The sequence below is a fragment of the Thiocapsa roseopersicina genome, from assembly GCF_900106925.1.
GTDB classification, from domain to species: Bacteria; Pseudomonadota; Gammaproteobacteria; order Chromatiales; family Chromatiaceae; genus Thiocapsa; species Thiocapsa roseopersicina.
In genome coordinates, this window is sequence record NZ_FNNZ01000006.1 from 23858 (window position 1) to 40342 (window position 16485).

Annotated in this window: 16 protein-coding genes; 7 read left to right on the forward strand and 9 right to left on the reverse strand. The window is 64.1% G+C overall.

What is annotated here, in order from left to right; genetic code table 11:
* Positions 1-111: 111 nt before the first annotated feature.
* Positions 112-552 (forward strand): hypothetical protein, encoded by a 441-nt coding sequence (locus BLV04_RS08265; RefSeq protein WP_245731798.1) that lies wholly within the window; start codon positions 112-114, stop codon positions 550-552.
* Between the two features lie 8 nt (positions 553-560).
* Positions 561-1628, forward strand: coding sequence for an AI-2E family transporter (locus BLV04_RS08270; protein ID WP_093029953.1), 1068 nt, complete (start codon positions 561-563; stop codon positions 1626-1628).
* 273 nt (positions 1629-1901) lie between these two features.
* Here the strand turns inward: BLV04_RS08270 and BLV04_RS08275 are convergent, their stop codons facing one another.
* Together BLV04_RS08275 and BLV04_RS08280 are read right to left on the reverse strand one after the other, a co-directional pair.
* Positions 1902-2228, reverse strand: a complete 327-nt coding sequence (locus BLV04_RS08275; protein ID WP_093029955.1) for a DMT family transporter — start codon at positions 2226-2228, stop codon at positions 1902-1904.
* A gap of 187 nt (positions 2229-2415) precedes the next feature.
* Entirely contained in the window at positions 2416-2796 is a 381-nt protein-coding gene (locus BLV04_RS08280) for a hypothetical protein (RefSeq protein ID WP_139191883.1), read from the reverse strand.
* Between the two features lie 129 nt (positions 2797-2925).
* Here BLV04_RS08280 and BLV04_RS08285 point away from each other — a divergent pair, with 129 nt between their 5' ends.
* Positions 2926-3240 (forward strand): DUF3301 domain-containing protein, encoded by a 315-nt coding sequence (locus BLV04_RS08285; RefSeq protein WP_093029959.1) that lies wholly within the window; start codon positions 2926-2928, stop codon positions 3238-3240.
* A 35-nt stretch (positions 3241-3275) separates the two neighbouring features.
* On the opposite strand, the gene BLV04_RS08290 is transcribed toward BLV04_RS08285, so the two are convergent.
* From BLV04_RS08290 to BLV04_RS08315, 6 genes are all read right to left on the reverse strand, one after another.
* Entirely contained in the window at positions 3276-3788 is a 513-nt protein-coding gene (locus BLV04_RS08290; RefSeq protein ID WP_093030323.1) for a ClpXP protease specificity-enhancing factor, read from the reverse strand.
* A gap of 11 nt (positions 3789-3799) precedes the next feature.
* The gene (gene sspA, locus BLV04_RS08295) at positions 3800-4435 is read right to left on the reverse strand and encodes a stringent starvation protein SspA (protein ID WP_093029961.1); all 636 of its coding nucleotides are present in this window, start codon (positions 4433-4435) and stop codon (positions 3800-3802) included.
* A gap of 211 nt (positions 4436-4646) precedes the next feature.
* Positions 4647-5375, reverse strand: a complete 729-nt coding sequence (locus BLV04_RS08300; RefSeq protein ID WP_093029963.1) for a cytochrome c1 — start codon at positions 5373-5375, stop codon at positions 4647-4649.
* A complete protein-coding gene (locus tag BLV04_RS08305; protein WP_093029965.1) occupies positions 5372-6616 on the reverse strand; it encodes a cytochrome b in 1245 nt (414 codons plus the stop codon). Before BLV04_RS08305 ends, BLV04_RS08300 begins: the two co-directional genes overlap by 4 nt.
* Positions 6616-7209 carry a ubiquinol-cytochrome c reductase iron-sulfur subunit gene (gene petA / locus BLV04_RS08310; protein WP_093029967.1) on the reverse strand — a complete coding sequence of 198 codons (594 nt, stop codon included), beginning with the start codon at positions 7207-7209 and terminating at the stop codon, positions 6616-6618. The genes BLV04_RS08305 and petA overlap by 1 nt, the downstream gene beginning before the upstream one ends.
* Before the next feature lie 178 nt (positions 7210-7387).
* Positions 7388-8140: a Nif3-like dinuclear metal center hexameric protein gene (locus BLV04_RS08315; RefSeq protein ID WP_093029969.1), complete on the reverse strand. Its 753-nt coding sequence runs from the start codon at positions 8138-8140 to the stop codon at positions 7388-7390.
* A 256-nt stretch (positions 8141-8396) separates the two neighbouring features.
* Between BLV04_RS08315 and BLV04_RS08325 the strand changes: the two genes are divergently transcribed.
* Positions 8397-9524 (forward strand): S1C family serine protease, encoded by a 1128-nt coding sequence (locus tag BLV04_RS08325; RefSeq protein ID WP_093029972.1) that lies wholly within the window; start codon positions 8397-8399, stop codon positions 9522-9524.
* A 47-nt stretch (positions 9525-9571) separates the two neighbouring features.
* On the opposite strand, the gene BLV04_RS08330 is transcribed toward BLV04_RS08325, so the two are convergent.
* Positions 9572-10567 (reverse strand): aminoglycoside phosphotransferase family protein, encoded by a 996-nt coding sequence (locus tag BLV04_RS08330; RefSeq protein ID WP_093029974.1) that lies wholly within the window; start codon positions 10565-10567, stop codon positions 9572-9574.
* A 190-nt stretch (positions 10568-10757) separates the two neighbouring features.
* Between BLV04_RS08330 and BLV04_RS08335 the strand changes: the two genes are divergently transcribed.
* From BLV04_RS08335 to pdxA, 3 genes are read left to right on the forward strand one after another with little or no spacing between them, the layout of a single operon-like run.
* Positions 10758-13343: an LPS-assembly protein LptD gene (locus BLV04_RS08335; protein WP_093029976.1), complete on the forward strand. Its 2586-nt coding sequence runs from the start codon at positions 10758-10760 to the stop codon at positions 13341-13343.
* Positions 13324-14679, forward strand: coding sequence for a peptidylprolyl isomerase (locus tag BLV04_RS08340; RefSeq protein ID WP_093029978.1), 1356 nt, complete (start codon positions 13324-13326; stop codon positions 14677-14679). Before BLV04_RS08335 ends, BLV04_RS08340 begins: the two co-directional genes overlap by 20 nt.
* A complete protein-coding gene (gene pdxA, locus BLV04_RS08345; protein WP_093029980.1) occupies positions 14676-15647 on the forward strand; it encodes a 4-hydroxythreonine-4-phosphate dehydrogenase PdxA in 972 nt (323 codons plus the stop codon). The genes BLV04_RS08340 and pdxA overlap by 4 nt, the downstream gene beginning before the upstream one ends.
* Positions 15648-16485 lie beyond the last annotated feature (838 nt).

Genomic DNA, 16485 nt, shown 5'->3' on the forward strand with positions numbered 1-16485 from the left:
TTGGTCGCGCCCGGGGCTTGGATTATCATGTGTCCGCACATGAGTTCGATCTTCGAGGACGCAATGGCTCAACGGAAAGGTTCAAGGCAACGGACGCTGGCGCCGGGGAGAATGACGCGCTCGAGCCACCTGCCGATCCTCGCCCTGCTCCTGATAAGCCTGTCGAGCGGCGGCTGTGCAGTCGTGGAGAAGGACCGTCGCGCCGTCGCGCTCCAGGCCGCCACCCACGGCTATCAATCCGCCCTGCGTTGGGGCTACTACGAGACGGCGCTCGGTTTTCTGCATCCGGATCAACGCAAGACCGGAGCGCTCCCGGAGACCTTCGAGGAGCTGCGCGTGACCGGCTACGACGTGACCCAGCCGCCGGTCATCCAGGCCGACGAGAGCGCCGTTCAGGTGGTTGCGATCGACTACCTGTTCGAGGACGCCCAGGTCGTCAAACAGCTCACCGACCGACAGGTCTGGCGCTGGGACGATGTCACCAACACCTGGTGGCTGCATTCGGGCCTACCCCGATTCACGCCGATCGGAACGGGTAGAGCAACCCGCTAGCGCGACGCATGGGCCCTCCTCCCCTATTCGGTCCTGCCACGCGCTTCCTGATCGCGGCAGCGGCCTTTATCGTCGTGGTCGCGGGCCTGCGGGCGGCGTCGTCCTTGGTCACGCCCTTTTTGCTCGCCGTCTTCATCGCCGTGGTCGCAACCCCGCCGCTGCGCACGCTGCGCAGTCGCGGCGCACCCAACTGGGCCGCGATGCTGCTGGTGGTCTTGGCGATCGCCGGTCTCGGCAGTGTTCTCGCGATCCTGGTCGCGGGGTCGCTCGACGGCTTCAAGGCCAGCCTCCCGGAGTACCAGGATCGCCTGAAGCTGCTCGTCGACGACCTCGCGCGATGGCTCGACGGCGTCGGCCTCCATACCTCGCGCGAGGCCCTGCAAACCTATATCGATCCCGCGCGAGTCTTGGGGATGGCGGGCGATCTGGTGTCGGGGCTCAGCGGCGTGCTCGCCAATGCCTTTCTCATCCTGCTGACCGTGGTCTTCATGCTGCTCGAAGCAGCCGGGCTGCCGGCCAAGCTGCGGGCCGCACTCACCTCGCCCGAGACCTCGACCGAACGGATGCATGTCGTCCTCGACAGCATCAATCGCTACATGGGGATCAAGAGCCTCACCAGCTTGGGAACCGGCCTCATCCTTTGGGCCTGGCTGACGATCCTCGGGGTGGACTATGCGGTCCTCTGGGCCTTGATCGCCTTCCTACTGAATTTCGTTCCCACGATCGGCTCTATCCTGGCCGCGGTTCCGGCGGTATTACTCGCACTCGTTCAGATCGACCTACAGAGTGCACTGCTTGTTGCGGTGGGCTATTTGGTGGTGAACACCTTGGTCGGGAGCATCCTGGAGCCGAAAATCATGGGGTACGGCCTGGGACTCTCCACCTTGGTGGTCTTCGTCTCGCTGGTGTTCTGGGGATGGGTACTGGGACCGGTCGGCATGTTTCTCTCCGTACCCCTGACCATGTCGCTCAAGATCGCGCTGGACGCCAACCCGCAAACACGTCCGATTGCCGTCATGCTGGGGCCCGAGATCAGAGAGCCGCATCGAAACCGCACGATAGGACCTCTCGATTAAATGCGCCGGCAGGTTCTTCTCGGCGAGGCGGAGGATTAGCGGAGACGCACGCACCGGCGCACCGCCGGCGTTCAGGCTCGGTTCTAAACCGCGCCCGGAGCGAGATGCTCGTTGTCGAGTGAGCGCGACGTTTGGCGCTTCCACAACCCTCAGCGGAAACGCGGTTAAAAATATTATATTTTTTAATATCTTAAACCGCGCCAGCCCCGGCGATCGGCAAGTCCGCCGGGGCCGACCTCATCCAAAAACATCGCATAGGGTGCTCAGCGCGGTTTAAGACCCGGAGACCAGCTTCAACCCGACGATGCCCAGCACGATCATGCCCACGAAGAGAAAGCGCAGCAGGGTGGCCGGCTCGGCGAAGAGGACGATCCCGATGGCAAAGGCCCCGACGGCGCCGATACCCGTCCAGACGGCATACGCCGTTCCCATCGGAATGCTCTTCTGCGCGACGAGTAAGCAGGCCCCGCTCGCCACGATGCAAAAGACGGCGAATCCGATCCAGCCCCAGCGCAGACCGGAATCCGTCACCCCGAGCTTCAGGCCGACGGGCCAACCCCATTCGAAAATACCGGCAATGACGAGATACAGCCAAGCCATGAGCGATTCCGACCGACATCTCCACACGAGGGTGCAGCGATCGCCGAGTCTCGAGTGATGGTGAATGAAACGATCCGCGCCGCCCCGGGGGGACATCGGGGCTGCGCACCCGCGGCAACAACGAGAGCCCTGGACACCCGCCCGGCCCGCGCGGGAGGGGTGCTGCCCGGACGGGTGCGGCGGCGGCTTAAGCGTCGGAGAACATGGCCTCGAGACGCTCGCTCTCGGCACGCAATGGGTCGGAGAGCGAATCCTTCATGATGGACAGCTTGTCCATCAGGTCACGCGCCATCTCCTCCTTATCCTCCGCCAGGAAGCTCTTGACCTGATCGATCATCTCCTTGGCTTCCCTATCGGCGCGATCTCGCACCGCCTCGGCCTTCTCCATCGCTGAAGCCGCCGCCTCCGAGGCCGCATCCTTTGCCGCCTCGACCGCTTGGTCGAGCATTCTCGACCCCTCTGCGGACGGCGCGGCGGCGTCCTCGACCGGTGCTTGGTCCCGGCCGCAGGCGATCAGACCCGTGGCGGTCAAGAACACGATGACGGCCGATAAAATAGGTCTCTTCATCCCGGTCGCTCCCATGTTCTCGAAGGGCAGACAGTATACTCAGGCGGCCGGTGCGCACGCAGCTGCCTGCAGCACTTGCGTGCGCCCGTCGTCTCGCACGCCGCCCGTTACACTGGAGGAGTTGTTTGAATGAGCAATCTGCTCGCCGTCTTTTTTCTGCTCTTGCTTGGCTGGTTCTGGCTCGACACCATGCGTGCGCGCGAGATCGCGACCGAGATCTGCAAGACCGCCTGTCGTCAACGCGAGCTGCAGTTTCTGGATCAAACGGTCGCCTTGCGACGACTCGGACTGGCCTGGCGGTCGGAAGGCGTGAGGCTGCGCCGCGTCTATCGTTTCGATTTCAGCGAAGAGGGCGTCGGACGCCGCAGCGGTTATCTGGTGATGCGGGGAATGACTCTCGAGGATCTGAGTTTCGGTTTACCGGCGCAGGCGCAGGACGCGTGAACCGCGCCAGAAGCGGCAAAAGCCGTGATCGGCGCTTACTTGACGACCTTCAGCGTCGGACCGCCGCCCTTGCCTTTTCCTTTGCCTGAAGGCGATTTGGGCCCTTGGGGCCCTTGGGGACTCTGGACGCCCCGAGGCCGACCGACCGATCGTGGTTTGCTTCGCTTCTGCTCGACTTGCGCGGCGGAGTCCGGCTCGGGCTCACCGGGAAGCGGGTAGGCCAGCTCGGGGAAGACCATCCCCTGACCGTTCTCGCGCGTGAAGATGCCCAGCACCGCTTCGACGGGAAAGTAAACGTCGCGAGCCACGCCGCCGAATCGCGCATTGAACTCGATCTGCTCGTTTCCCAGGACCAGAGCGCGCACCGCGCTCGGCGAAAGGTTGAGCACCAGACGCTCGTCTTCCACGAACTCCTTCGGTGCCTGCACGCCGGGATAACGGACATCCACCACCAAATGCGGCGTCATATCGTTGTCCAGGATCCACTCGTAGATCGCCCGGATCAGATAAGGCTTCGTCGATGTCATGGTGTCGGTCTCGCTCTCCATCGGGCCCTCCATCAGGACAGGTCAGCGATCATCTCCTTCTCGGCCTCGGTGAGGCTCTTACGGAAGGCATCGCAGGCAAAGATGCGTCGCATGTAAACTCGCAACGCCTCGGCCTGGGGCGGCAGCTCGATACCCAGGACCGGCAGCCGCCAAAGAAGCGGCGCGATGCAGCAGTCGACCAGAGAGAACTCGTCGTTCATGAAGAAGGTATGGGCACCGAAGACCGGTGCGGTGACGACCAAGCTCTCGCGTAACTCCTTGCGTGCCTGTTCCGCTTCCTCCGGACTCCCCATTCGAATCCGACCCATCAGGGTGTACCAATCGTGATCGATGCGATACATGAACAGCCGCGCGCTGGCACGCGAGACCGGGTCGACGGGCAGCAAAGGAGGGTGAGGGAAGCGTTCGTCGAGATACTCCATGATGATGCGCGACTCGTAGAGCCGCAGATCCCGATCGACAAGCGTCGGGACGGTCCCGTAAGGGTTGAAGTCCATCACCTCTGCCGGCAGGTCGTTGGCATCGACATCGACCACGTCGACCGCGATACCCTTCTCGGCGAGCACCATCCGGACACGGTGGCAATAGGGACAGGTGGGATCGGAAAATAGCGTCATCACGGATCGTCTACTCGCAGCCACAGCCATTCTTCCCTTCTCCAGCATGTGGACAAAGCCCGGTCGGGCCCGAGGAACAGGTATCGCCGACCGTCCGGGTCAGCTGCCTTGAGCATTGCGCTCGTCTGTAGAACAGTGAATCGGGAGTGTCGAGCCGAAAGCAACCGCGTCCGGCCGACCCGTCAAACGAAGATGACATGCATCGACCTCGACGAATCGAGGCCGATGCGGTGCGCAGCGACTAGTGGACGTCTTTCCAGTATTCCTTCTTCAGCGCAAAGGCCACGATGAAGAAGAGGCCGAGGAACAGCAGGACATAGATACCCATCCTGCGCCGCTCCGTTTGGCTCGGCTCGCCCGCATAGGTGAGGAACGCGGTGATGTCGCGCACCATGTTGTCGTATTCCTCGGGGGCCAGACTTCCGGGCTGCGCGAGCTGCACGCCGGCGATGGTCGGCTCGTGACCGGCATGCTCTTCGACGATCGCCTCCTGCACACCCTGCAAATCACCGAGGACGTGAGGCATACCCACCAAGGGGAAAATTACGTTGTTCACGCCGTAAGGCCGAGCGGGGTCCGCGTAGAAGCTCTTCAGGTAGGTATAGACCCAGTCCGGACTCCGCCAACGCGTCACCAGCGTGAGGTCGGGCACCGCCGTGCCGAACCAGACCTCGCCGTCGGCAGGCCGCATCGAGTTCTTCATCATGTCGGTCGGCTGGGCGTCACCGAACAAGAGGTTCTCGCGCAGTGACTTATCGTCGATACCCAGATCTTCAGCCATGCGTGAATAGCGCATATGACTGAGCGAATGACACGCCATGCAGTAGTTGACGTAATACTTCGCTCCGCGCTGGAGAGATGCCTGATCGTTCAGATCGATGTCGGCCTTCTCCAACTCGACATGGCCGCCCGCGGCGAATCCCACGGCGGGCAGCAACAGAACCAAGGTGGCAATGATCAGCTTTCTCATGAGGTCACCCTCTCCGGAACGGGCTTGGTCTTGTCGATCGAGCTGTAGATCGGCATCAGCAGGAAGTACGCGAAATAGATGGCCGTGAAGATCTGCGACAACAGCGTCAGGAAGGGATCCACCGGCTGCAGTCCGAGCCAGGCCAAGACGACGAAGGAGATCGCGAACAGCCCCGTCATGACCTTGAAGATCGGCCCCTTATAGCGCATCGACTTGACCTTGCTGCGGTCAAGCCACGGGAGCACGAAGAGGATCAGGATCGCCGCGAACATCACGACCACGCCCGGGAACTGGGATCCATACATCGGCGGCACCGCCCGCAACATCGCGTAGTAGGGCGTGAAGTACCAAACCGGGGCGATGTGCGCCGGGGTCTGGAAGGGGTTGGCCGGCTGGAAGTTCGGTGCCTCGATGAAGAGTCCGCCCATGGTCGGTGCGTAGAAGACGATCGCCGAGAAGATCGCGAGGAAAACCACGACCCCGACGGTATCCTTGACCGTGTAATAGGGGTGGAAGGGGATACCGTCCGCCGGCGCCTTGTCGCTCCAGCGGTTGCCTTTCGGACCCTCCTTGATCTCGATCCCGTCCGGGTTATTAGACCCGACATGGTGCAGTGCAACGATGTGCAGGAACACCAAGGCCGCCAAAACGAACGGCAAGAGGAAATGGAAGGCGAAGAATCGGTTGAGCGTCGTATCCGAGATGACATAGTCACCGCGCACCCAGACCGCGAGATCGTCGCCGACGACCGGAACGGCCGCAAAGAGATTCACGATAACCTGCGCACCCCAGAACGACATCTGCCCCCAAGGCAGGAGATAGCCGAAGAAGGCGGTCGCCATCATCACCAGATAGATTACGACACCGATGATCCACAGCAACTCGCGCGGCTTGCGGTAGGAACCCCACAGCAAGGCCCTGAACATGTGCAGATAGATGACGATGAAGAAGGCCGATGCGCCGGTGGAATGGATGTACCGGATCAACCACCCCCACTCGACATCGCGCATGATGTATTCGACCGACGCGAATGCCTCCACCGCGGACGGCTTGTAGCTCATCGCCAGCCAGATCCCGGAAACGATCTGGATCACCAGCGTGAGGATCGCCAGCGAGCCGAAAAACGACCAGAAGTTGAGATTCTTCGGGGCGTAATACTCGGAAAGGTGTGCTTTCCAGGTCTCCGTCAGCGGGAATCGCTTATCGATCCAGCTGAGGTTCTCGGACTTTTCTGCGCTCATCAAGCCGCTCCTCGATCCTCACCGACCAAAATGGTGGTGTCATTGATGTAGGTATGCACAGGAATCACCAGATTTGTGGGGGCCGGAACACCCTTGAAGACACGGCCGGCAAGATCGAACCTGGAGCCGTGGCAGGGACAGAAGAACCCACCGCGCCATCCACCGCCCAGATCGTCGGGCGAGAACTCCGGCCGAAAGGTCGGCGAGCAGCCCAGATGCGTACAAATCCCGATCACGACGAAATACTCTTTCTTGATCGAGCGCGTCGCGTTTTGGCAATACTCCGGCTGCTGCGGCACGCCGGATGCCGGATCGACCAACTGGCCGTCAAGTGTCGGCAGTGCCTCGAGCATTTCCGGTGTACGGCTGACGACCCAAACCGGTTTACCGCGCCATTTGACGCGCAGAATCGCGCCCGGTTCCAGCTGGCTGATGTCGGCCTCGACCGGCGCACCCGCGGCACGCGCCTTGGCGCTCGGGTTCATCGACGCAATAAATGGGACGAGGGCGAAGCCGGCTCCGACGGCTCCGACCACGCTGGTCGCGGCGACAAGCACACGCCGCCTGGTTTTGTTCACGCCTTGTGCGCTCATAAGCCACTAACCCCCGGCTGGCGCGAGCCCCATGAACAGCTTATCGGCTGGCGGCTCACGCATGGTCATGAAAGGAAGATCAGAATATGCCGATTCTCTCTAAAATCGACCGGGCATTGTCTTGTATTCCGGCCGGATCGGTCAAGGCAAAGCAGCCGAACCCCGAGCCGATCTCGGCCTAGGCCGGATTGTCGATCTCGATGAACCGATGCTCCAGCCCGAACCGTTCGGCAAGGTGCACGCCTAGAGCCTGAACCCCGTAACGCTCGGTCGCGTGATGCCCTGCCGCGACGAAGGCGATCCCGAGCTCGCGCGCCGCGTGGGTTGTCTGCTCCGAGATCTCTCCGCTCACGTAGGCATCGACGCCGAGCGCGGCGGCCTGCTCGATGTAGCCCTGCCCGCCGCCGGTACACCAAGCGATCCGCTCGATCCGCTCGCGGCCCGCGGCGATCAAGGTCGCGGGGCGCCCCAGTCGTTCCGAGACGTGAGCAGCGAGGGCCTCCGGCGAGCATCCGAGCCTTAAACGCCCGGACCACAAAAGTCCTCGGCGATCCGCGACGGGCTTGGCATCGACCCATCCGAGGTGCGACGCCAAGGCTACGTTGTTGCCGACCTGCGGATGCGCGTCGAGCGGCAGATGATACGCGATCAAGCTGGCCCCGGCCTTGAATAATCGCCTTGCGCGCCGTCCCTTTATCCCGACGAGGCAGGGTGCCTCGCTCTTCCAGAACCACCCGTGATGGACCAGAATTGCATCCGCACCCCATGCGCTCGCGGCCTCGATCAATGCCGCGCACGCCGTCACGCCGCTGGCCAACCGAGTGATCGGACGCTCGCCTTCGAGCTGCAAACCGTTCGGAGCGAAGTCGTCGAAGTCGCCCGAAGCAAGAAAACTATCGCAGTAGGCGACTAAAGAGAGAGGATCGACCATGCTCGAGCTCCTGCGACGGCCGGGGATTCCCGGACGTCGGATGATCGGAAATCCGGAGTCGGCGGTGCAGCGGAAAATGGGCAATCCGCAACTTCGCCGCATTCGCAAGGGTCTCCGCGGACCCCGCGGAGGTCACCGCCGCACCGACGTAAACGCTCGAGACGCGATGGATTTGGTTTAGACTTACGGGAAGGCGAAGGGCCGATTCCGCGGTTCCGTCGTCGGACTCATGCCAAGGCTGCTTAGCTTAAATCGGATGATCCAGACAGGTCCAACCACCCTTCTGATTGCGGCCCTGATCGGCGGGGCCGCAGGCTCCGCACTGACGCTCTTGCTGGCCCCGCCGGGATCGGACCCATCGCCGCACCACGACACCGGGGGCGCGGCGGCGCACCTGCGCGACGACATGCCGAGCTTTGCCCGGGCGGTGTCGCGCGTCGCGCCAGCCGTCGTGAGCATCTTCGCGACACAGACCGAGCACGGGCCGCCGCGACCGACCTTGCCGACCTATCCGGGACTCCACCATGGACCGCCCGGGGCAGCCGCCTCCCGCACCGGACTGGGCTCGGGGGTGATCCTTTCGCCCGACGGCTTCATTCTGACCAATCGCCATGTCGTGCAGAACGCCGATCGCATCCGCGCCGTGCTCGCCGACGGGCGTTCGCTCGAGCTAGCACTCGTCGGGGTCGATGCGGATACCGACCTCGCCGTGCTCAAGGCCGATGCGCAGGGGCTGCCCGTCGCGCCGATCGGAAACTCCCGGAGCCTGCGCGTGGGCGACCTGGCGCTGGCGATCGGCAATCCCTTCGGGGTCGGTCAGACCGTCACCATGGGGATCGTCGGCGCGACCGGGCGCGGCGAGCTGGGCATCACCGACATCGAGAGCTTCATCCAGACCGATGCCGCCATCAATCCGGGCAACTCGGGCGGCGCACTCGCGAACGCACAAGGCGAGCTCATCGGCATCAACACCGCCATCTTCACCGAAACCGGAACGGCGCAAGGAATCGGTTTCGCCATCCCGTCCGAGATCGCGATCGATGTTGCGCACGCGCTCGCCTCTCAGGGGCAGGTCACGCGCGGATGGATCGGTCTGAGCGGGCGCAGCGTGACCCCGGAGCTGGCCGAATCATTCGGTCTGCGCGCGGGACACGGGGTGCTGGTCGCATCGACCCTGCGCGACGGCCCGGCGGCACAGGCCGGTCTGCGTCCGGGGGACGTGGTGACCCGGATCGACGACCGGGACGTCGCCACGGTGCAGGATCTGCTCGACGCAGTCGCCGGCGCCGGTCCGCATGCCGCCTTGAGCCTGGAGGTCTGGCGCGGCAGCGAGCGTATCTTCACGCGCGCCACCACCGACACCCGTCCGCCGCCCGCCGAGTGATCCGACCGCGGCGGCCCCTGCCGGGACAGGCACCGCTCGAGCGGGCGTCAGCCCGCGGCGGCCGACGCCGTGGCGACCATGGTGTCCAACGACGGCAGGACACGCGTATCCAATACACGCGACAGACCCTCGAGCTCGGGATAACGGCCCGACACCTCGCGCACATAGCCCAAGGTGCGCGGGATATCGGCGAGATAGTGCGGTTTGCCGTCGCGACGATTCAGCCGCGCGAAGATCCCGCAGGCCTTGAGGTGACGTTGCACGCCCATGAGGTCGAGCCAACGCAGAAAGCGGGGGAGATCATCCTCGCGCAGCACGCCGCTCCGACGCGCAAGGTGGAAATAGCCCGAGGCCCAGTCGGTGACCTGCTCGACCGGCCAGGCGATGTAGCAGTCGCGCAGCAGGGAGACCAGGTCGTAGGTGACGGGCCCCACCACCGCGTCCTGAAAATCGAGGATGCCGGGGTTGCCCGCCTCGGTCAGCATCAGGTTGCGCGAGTGATAGTCGCGATGGACGCAGACCCGCGGCTGCTCCAAGGCGTTCGCCACGAGCCGATCCTCCACCACCGCGAGCGCGGCGGATTCGTCCGGCGAGAGCACGAAACCCGGCAACGACCCCAGAAACCACTCGCTGAACAGACCCAGCTCCCGGCGCAAAAAGGGCTCGTCGTAGCTCGGCAGGCCATCCGTCGGGCCGCACGCCTGGATGATCGCCAAGGCGCTCAGTGCGTCGCCGTAGAGCCGGTCGGCCGTGTCGTCGGTCAACTCGCCGAGATACACCCGATCGCCGAAATCGGTCAGCATGAGGAAGCCCTCGGCGCGATCCTCCGCGTGGATCTCGGGCGTATTGAGACCCACCGCGCGAAACCGTCGCGATAGATCGGCGAAACGTCCGCAGTCCTCGAGGTCCGGGGGCGCATCCATCAGCACGCGCGTGTTACCGGCATGAAAGAGCCGCCAATAGCGACGAAAACTCGCATCCGACGAGGCGGGCTGAAGCTCGAAGTCTTCCGACCCCAAGACCCCTGCCGCCCAGCGGCGCATCGATTCATATCGATCAGACACGGACACCCCGATCAGTCGCGTCGGCGCCGCGGACCGACCGGCCCGCGACAGGTTCAAGATTGCTGAGCTTCTACAGATGTGCCATGGTTGCAGGTTCATGCGAACCCGTCCACCGATCCGAGACCCCGACCTTGGACCGCCGCCGGCTTGAGTCGACCTGACATCCAACGTGCGCCTCGCTTCACTGGCCATCATCCTCTGTGCCGTCGCCGCGACCGCGGGCGCCGATGATCGCCCGGCGGGCGAGACGACCGCTGCCCCGGAGGCCGCCGCGAGTCCGAACCCGGCCCCCGACCTGCCGGGCGAGCCGACGGGCGCGCCCGATGGTGCGATCGGTGATCCGAGCGCGCCGACATCGAGCGTCGCAACCGTCGCCGTCCCCGTAACCTTGCCGCCGCTGCAACCTCTGATACCGGATCCGCAGGGCGGCATGCTGCAGGATCTCGACCGCCCGGATCCGCGGGGCGACTCCGCCGAGGTGCTGCCGCTGCTCGTGTCGCCCGACGATCTGCAGACCGAGGCACCGGCCGTCGAATTCGCACCGCGCTTACTTGAGCTGCCGGACGCCTGGGACCCGCGACTGCATGCCGATCTCCCCTGGGAGTTCTGTGGTCCCCGCTCCGGCGCGGCCGGGTTCACCGGCCCCGCGGCCCCGACGGGCACCGCGGGCATCCCGGTACAGATCGTTGCCGATCGTGTCGACTACGACCGCAATACCGAGGTCATTCAGCTCCGAGGCGGTGTCGATGTCGTTCAAGCCGATCAACACTTGGTCGCGGATCTCTCGACCTACGACCGGCGCAGCGGCCGGCTCGACGCGAGCGGAGATGTCTTCCTCGAAACGCCCGGACTGCGCATCCAAGGGGACAAAGCCGATTACAACGTCCTGACCCGGCAGGGTACGATCGGCACGGCACGCTATCGGCTCTCCGGCAGCGCAAACCTGCTCGGCACCGCCGAGGAGGCCGAGATCCTCTCCGAGCAGCAGAGCCGCTATCGCAACATCACCTACACCACCTGCCCGCCCGGCAACGCGGACTGGTCCATCAAGGCGCGCGATCTCAAGCTCGACCAGGAAACAGGGATGGGCTACGCCCATCATGCCCGAATCCGCATCGGCAAGATCCCCGTGCTCTACACCCCCTACATCTTCTTTCCGATCGATGATCGGCGCCGCAGCGGCTTTCTGATCCCGAGCTTCGGCTCGTCCAACACGACCGGCACCGACATCAGCATCCCCTACTACTGGAACATCGCCCCGAACATCGACGCGACCATCACCCCGCGCATCATGAGCACACGCGGCCTGATGATGGGCACCCAGCTGCGCTACCTCGATCGCTTTCAACAGGTGGAGATCAACGCGGAGGTCCTGCCCGAGGACCGCCGGGCCACCGAGCTAGGCACGCGCGGTGCCGTGCGCATCGAGCAAACGGGGCGGCTCGGCCCGCGCTGGTCGAGCGCGATCGATTTCGCATCGGTCTCGGATGATCAGTACCTGCAGGACTTCGGCAATCGCCTGGACGCCACGAGCCTGCGCAACCTGGTACAGCGCGGCGACATCTATTACGCCGGCGAGGGGTGGCGCGCACTTACGCGCGTGCAGCAGTTTCAGACGATCGACGCCGCCATCGCGCCCGCGAATCGCCCTTACGGGCAGATGCCGCACGTCGAGCTGGATTATTATCCGCAACGCTGGAACGACCTGATCGAATACAGCCTCAACGGTCAGTACGACTTCTTCGACCACGGGAGCCGAGTCCACGGCAATCGACTGGTCGCGGTCCCGACCTTGCGCATGCCGATGCGTCGCAGCTTCGGACAGATCATCCCGCGGGCGCGTCTCTACTACACCGGCTACGATCTGGTCGACCAGGCCGAGAATCTGCCGTCGCGCCAGTCCTACGCGATCCCCAGCTTCGATCTGGACGGCACGCTCGTCTTCGAGCGCGATACCGCCTGGTTCGGCACCCCGACACTCCAGACCCTGGAGCCGCGGATCTACTATGTGCTGACCTCGTTCGAGGACCAATCAAACGCACCCTTGTTCGACACCACCCCGCTGGATTTCACCTTCGCCAGCCTGTTTCGTCCGAACCGCTTCACGGGTTACGACCGGATCGGCGACGAGAACCGGCTGACGCTGGGCCTGACCTCGCGCACCATCGCCAACCAGACCGGACAGGAGCTCTTCCGGGCGAGTGTCGGTCAGATCTATTTCTTCGAGGATCGTCGCGTTCAGTTGACCGGCGACTCGGTGGAAGACGATGTCCAATCCTCCGTCGCCGGCGAATTCGCGGCCCGGATCAGCGACCATTGGAGCGCGCGGGCGAGCCTGCAGTGGAACCCCAACGACACCGAAGCACCCTGGGAGAAGCGAGTCCTGCAACTGAGATACGCGCCGACCGAAGGCAGCCGCCTGAACCTCGCCTACCGCTTCAATTACGGTGACCAGCCGGACCTGCGCTACGAGGACACCGACGTCTCGCTGCAGGTACCGATCGGCTCGCAGGTGAAGCTGGTCGGGCGCTGGCTCTACTCGATGCTCAACGAGGAAACCGTCGAGGCCTTCGCCGGCGTTGAGTTCGGCCGCTGTTGCTGGCGTCTGCGGGTACTCGGCCAACATCTGCAAACCGGCAACGACAGCGGCAACACCAGCCTGATGTTGCAGGTCGAGCTTGCCGGACTCGGCTCATTCGGAAACCAGATCGACAAACTCCTGGAACGAGGCATCTATGGTTATCACACGGACTAGCCGCGGACATCATCGGGCGAGCGCCGGCCGCCGCCGCGTCGCTGTCGGCTCACTCCTCGCCTGCCTACTGATCGCATCGGCGCCGGCGGCGAGCCAGACCCCCATCCAAGAGCTGGACGCCATCATCGCCGTGGTCAACGACGATGTCGTCGTGCGCAGCGAGCTCGACACCGAAATCGACCTGATCCTTCCGCAGATGCAGAAGGCAGGCACACCGCCGCCGCCGCGCCCCCAGCTCGAAAAACAGGTGCTCGACCGGCTCATCCTCAAACGCCTGCAAGCACAACGCGCACGCGACCTGGGGATTCAGGTCGAGGAGGCGACACTCAACGAGGCACTGACCAACATCGCCCAGCGCAACGGGCTGAGTCTCGAAGAGCTGCAGGCCACGCTCGAGGCCGGGGGGATTCGCTTCGCCGATTTCCGCGAAGACACCCGCTCACAGATCGTCACCAGCCGTCTCCAGAACCAGGAGGTGGTCAACAAGATCCAAATCACCGATCAGGAGATCGACCGTTTTCTGGAACGCGAGTCGAGCCGCCTCATCGAGCGCGAGCAAGTCCGGCTGCAGCACATCCTGATCGCCCTGCCCGAGAACGCGACCCCGGCCCAGGTCCAAGCCGCCGAGGCCAAGGCCGCCCGCCTGGTTGCGCGATTGCGCGGGGGCGAGGATTTCGCCAAGGTCGCCGCCGCCGAGTCCGACGGGCGCAACGCCCTGCAGGGCGGCGATCTGGGCTGGTTCGAGATGGGCGCGGTGCCGAGTCTGGTAAGCGAGCTCGCCTTCACCATGGCCGAGGGCGATATCAGCGATCCCCTGAGCAGCCCCAGCGGCTATCACATCATCAAGCTCAACGAGATCAAGGCCGCCACCCCGGCCGATGTCGTGCAGACCAACGCCCGCCACATCCTGGTCCGAACCAACGAGCTGGTCTCCGACGACGACGCGAAACGGCGTCTGGAGCAATTGCGCATGCGCATCGTCGGGGGCGAAGACTTCGCGACCCTCGCCCGCTCCAATTCCGACGACACCGGCTCCGCCCTGAAGGGTGGCGACCTCGGCTGGGTCAATCCCGGCGACACCGTCCCGGACTTCGAGGAAGCCATGAACGCGCTGCCTCCGAACGGCGTGAGCGAGCCGTTCCAGAGCCCCTTCGGCTGGCACATCGTCCAGGTGATCGAGCGCCGCAACCAGGACAAGGAGGGCGAGTTCATGCGAATTAAGGCCCGCGAGGCGTTGCAGCGTCGCAAGGCCGAGGAGGCCACCGAAGAGTGGCTGCGCCAACTGCGCGACGAGGCCTATGTGGAGATCCGACTCGACGAGGACGCTCAGCAGTGATTGGGCTCACGCCCGGCGAGCCCGCCGGGATCGGTCCGGATCTGGTCGTACGGCTCGCGCAGGAGTCGTCCGACACGCCGATCGTCGCAATCGCGGACCCGGATCTTCTGGCCGAGCGTGCCCGGCGGCTCGGGCTCCCGCTGCACATCGACCGCTTCGGGCCCGGTGATGCGGTCCCACCGGCACAGCCCGGACACCTCGCCGTCCTGCCGGTCGCCTTGCGGCAAACGGTCACCCCGGGCCGCCTGGACACCGCCAATGCGCCTTACGTGATCGACACGCTGCGCATTGCCTGCGACGCCTGCCTGGAGGGCACCTTCGAAGCCCTGGTGACGGGCCCGGTGCACAAGGGCGTCATCAACGACGCCGGACTGCCCTTCACCGGTCACACCGAATTTCTCGCCGAGCGCTGCGGCGCCGAGCCGGTCATGATGCTCGCCACGCCCGGCCTGCGTGTGGCCTTGGTCACGACACACTTGCCGCTGCGCGATGTGAGTGCCGCCATCACCCCGGAGCACCTCACCGACGTCATCCGGATCCTCCATCGGGACCTGTCGAGCCGATTCGGGATCCCCGAGCCGCGTATCCTGGTCTGCGGGCTGAACCCGCACGCCGGCGAAGGCGGTCACCTGGGACGCGAGGAGATCGAGGTGATCGAGCCCGTCCTGAACGCACTGCGAGGACTGGGATGGCATCTGAGCGGGCCCTTGCCGGCGGACACCGCCTTCGTCCCGGACAAGCTCGCCGACGCCGATGCGGTCTTGGCGATGTACCACGATCAGGGCCTGCCGGTGCTCAAGCACCTCGGATTCGGTCAGGCGGTGAACATCACGCTCGGCCTGCCGATCATCCGCACCTCGGTGGATCACGGCACCGCATTGGATCTGGCCGGGACGAATCGGGCAGATCTCGGGAGCTTGATGGCTGCAGTCAGCATGGCCCGATTTCTGATTAGGGCCGCGTTCTAACCGGTGCTGGATAGCTGGAATATCGATGTTGTGTCCGGCAAGCTCGCGATCGAGCCGTGCCAGGCGATCACAGTCGACGTCACTCTGGCTGCGTCGGTATGCAAGGGCGATTCTACGGCGCTCGCGGATTAAACCCTTGACCTGCGAAACACGGTCTTCGACGGATTCGACCATCCAGCGATTGGGCAGAGGCAACCCGGTTGAATCCGGCGGGACGTTTGCCTGATGTCGTCCGCAGTCTACGACGGCGGGGTCGCCCTTTCCGGACGCTACCGCACATGTGGTGTCGCCTGGCGCATTTTTCCTTGGCACCGCGCAGATGCAGGTCGCGGTGGTGGGTGCCGCGGTAAGAGAGCCATTGAATCAGCCAGGGATAGCCATGATCGGCGACTCGGGTAACGCGGATCTGATTTCGGTCTGCAACGGCTCCGCTGGGTGCGCGCGTCCGACGTGCATCATCGTACTGACAAACGGCGCGTTGACGGCTAGACTGATTGCCAGGCATTGAGATTGGATGCCGAGCTGGTCGTGTACAGACAAACGGATTTGTGTGGGTGATGCCGGCAGTCAAGCATCGACATCGCCGCCGTATTTTCAGTAGCGTGAGTTTCCAATAAAAACCAAAACAGGTAACGACAGATGAACAACATCTCTACAAGCGCTCTTCTTATCACCGTCACTTTGGTGCTGCTGCTCTCGGCGTGCAGCACAGCCTCGAAGCACGAGCCAGCGCCGGCCGCCGCCGCGCCGATGTATGAGCCAAAACCAGATCGCAATTGATAAATTCCCGGCTTCCATCGTGTTTGCTGTCAACTTTGAAATTGACAACTTCAAGTTG

Excerpts from the sequence above, each read along its gene's own strand:
- petA (WP_093029967.1), bottom strand. The coding sequence starts at position 7,209 with ATGAGCGCACAAGGCGTGAACAAAACCAGGCGGCGTGTGCTTGTCGCC.
- BLV04_RS08290 (WP_093030323.1), bottom strand. The coding sequence starts at position 3,788 with ATGGAGAGCGAGACCGACACCATGACATCGACGAAGCCTTATCTGATC.
- BLV04_RS08300 (WP_093029963.1), bottom strand. The coding sequence starts at position 5,375 with ATGAGAAAGCTGATCATTGCCACCTTGGTTCTGTTGCTGCCCGCCGTG.
- BLV04_RS08285 (WP_093029959.1), top strand. The coding sequence starts at position 2,926 with ATGAGCAATCTGCTCGCCGTCTTTTTTCTGCTCTTGCTTGGCTGGTTC.
- BLV04_RS08275 (WP_093029955.1), bottom strand. The coding sequence starts at position 2,228 with ATGGCTTGGCTGTATCTCGTCATTGCCGGTATTTTCGAATGGGGTTGG.
- BLV04_RS08280 (WP_139191883.1), bottom strand. The coding sequence starts at position 2,796 with ATGAAGAGACCTATTTTATCGGCCGTCATCGTGTTCTTGACCGCCACG.
- BLV04_RS08305 (WP_093029965.1), bottom strand. The coding sequence starts at position 6,616 with ATGAGCGCAGAAAAGTCCGAGAACCTCAGCTGGATCGATAAGCGATTC.
- BLV04_RS08325 (WP_093029972.1), top strand. The coding sequence starts at position 8,397 with ATGATCCAGACAGGTCCAACCACCCTTCTGATTGCGGCCCTGATCGGC.
- BLV04_RS08330 (WP_093029974.1), bottom strand. The coding sequence starts at position 10,567 with ATGCGCCGCTGGGCGGCAGGGGTCTTGGGGTCGGAAGACTTCGAGCTT.
- BLV04_RS08265 (WP_245731798.1), top strand. The coding sequence starts at position 112 with ATGACGCGCTCGAGCCACCTGCCGATCCTCGCCCTGCTCCTGATAAGC.
- BLV04_RS08340 (WP_093029978.1), top strand. The coding sequence starts at position 13,324 with ATGGTTATCACACGGACTAGCCGCGGACATCATCGGGCGAGCGCCGGC.
- sspA (WP_093029961.1), bottom strand. The coding sequence starts at position 4,435 with ATGGCTGTGGCTGCGAGTAGACGATCCGTGATGACGCTATTTTCCGAT.
- BLV04_RS08270 (WP_093029953.1), top strand. The coding sequence starts at position 561 with ATGGGCCCTCCTCCCCTATTCGGTCCTGCCACGCGCTTCCTGATCGCG.
- BLV04_RS08315 (WP_093029969.1), bottom strand. The coding sequence starts at position 8,140 with ATGGTCGATCCTCTCTCTTTAGTCGCCTACTGCGATAGTTTTCTTGCT.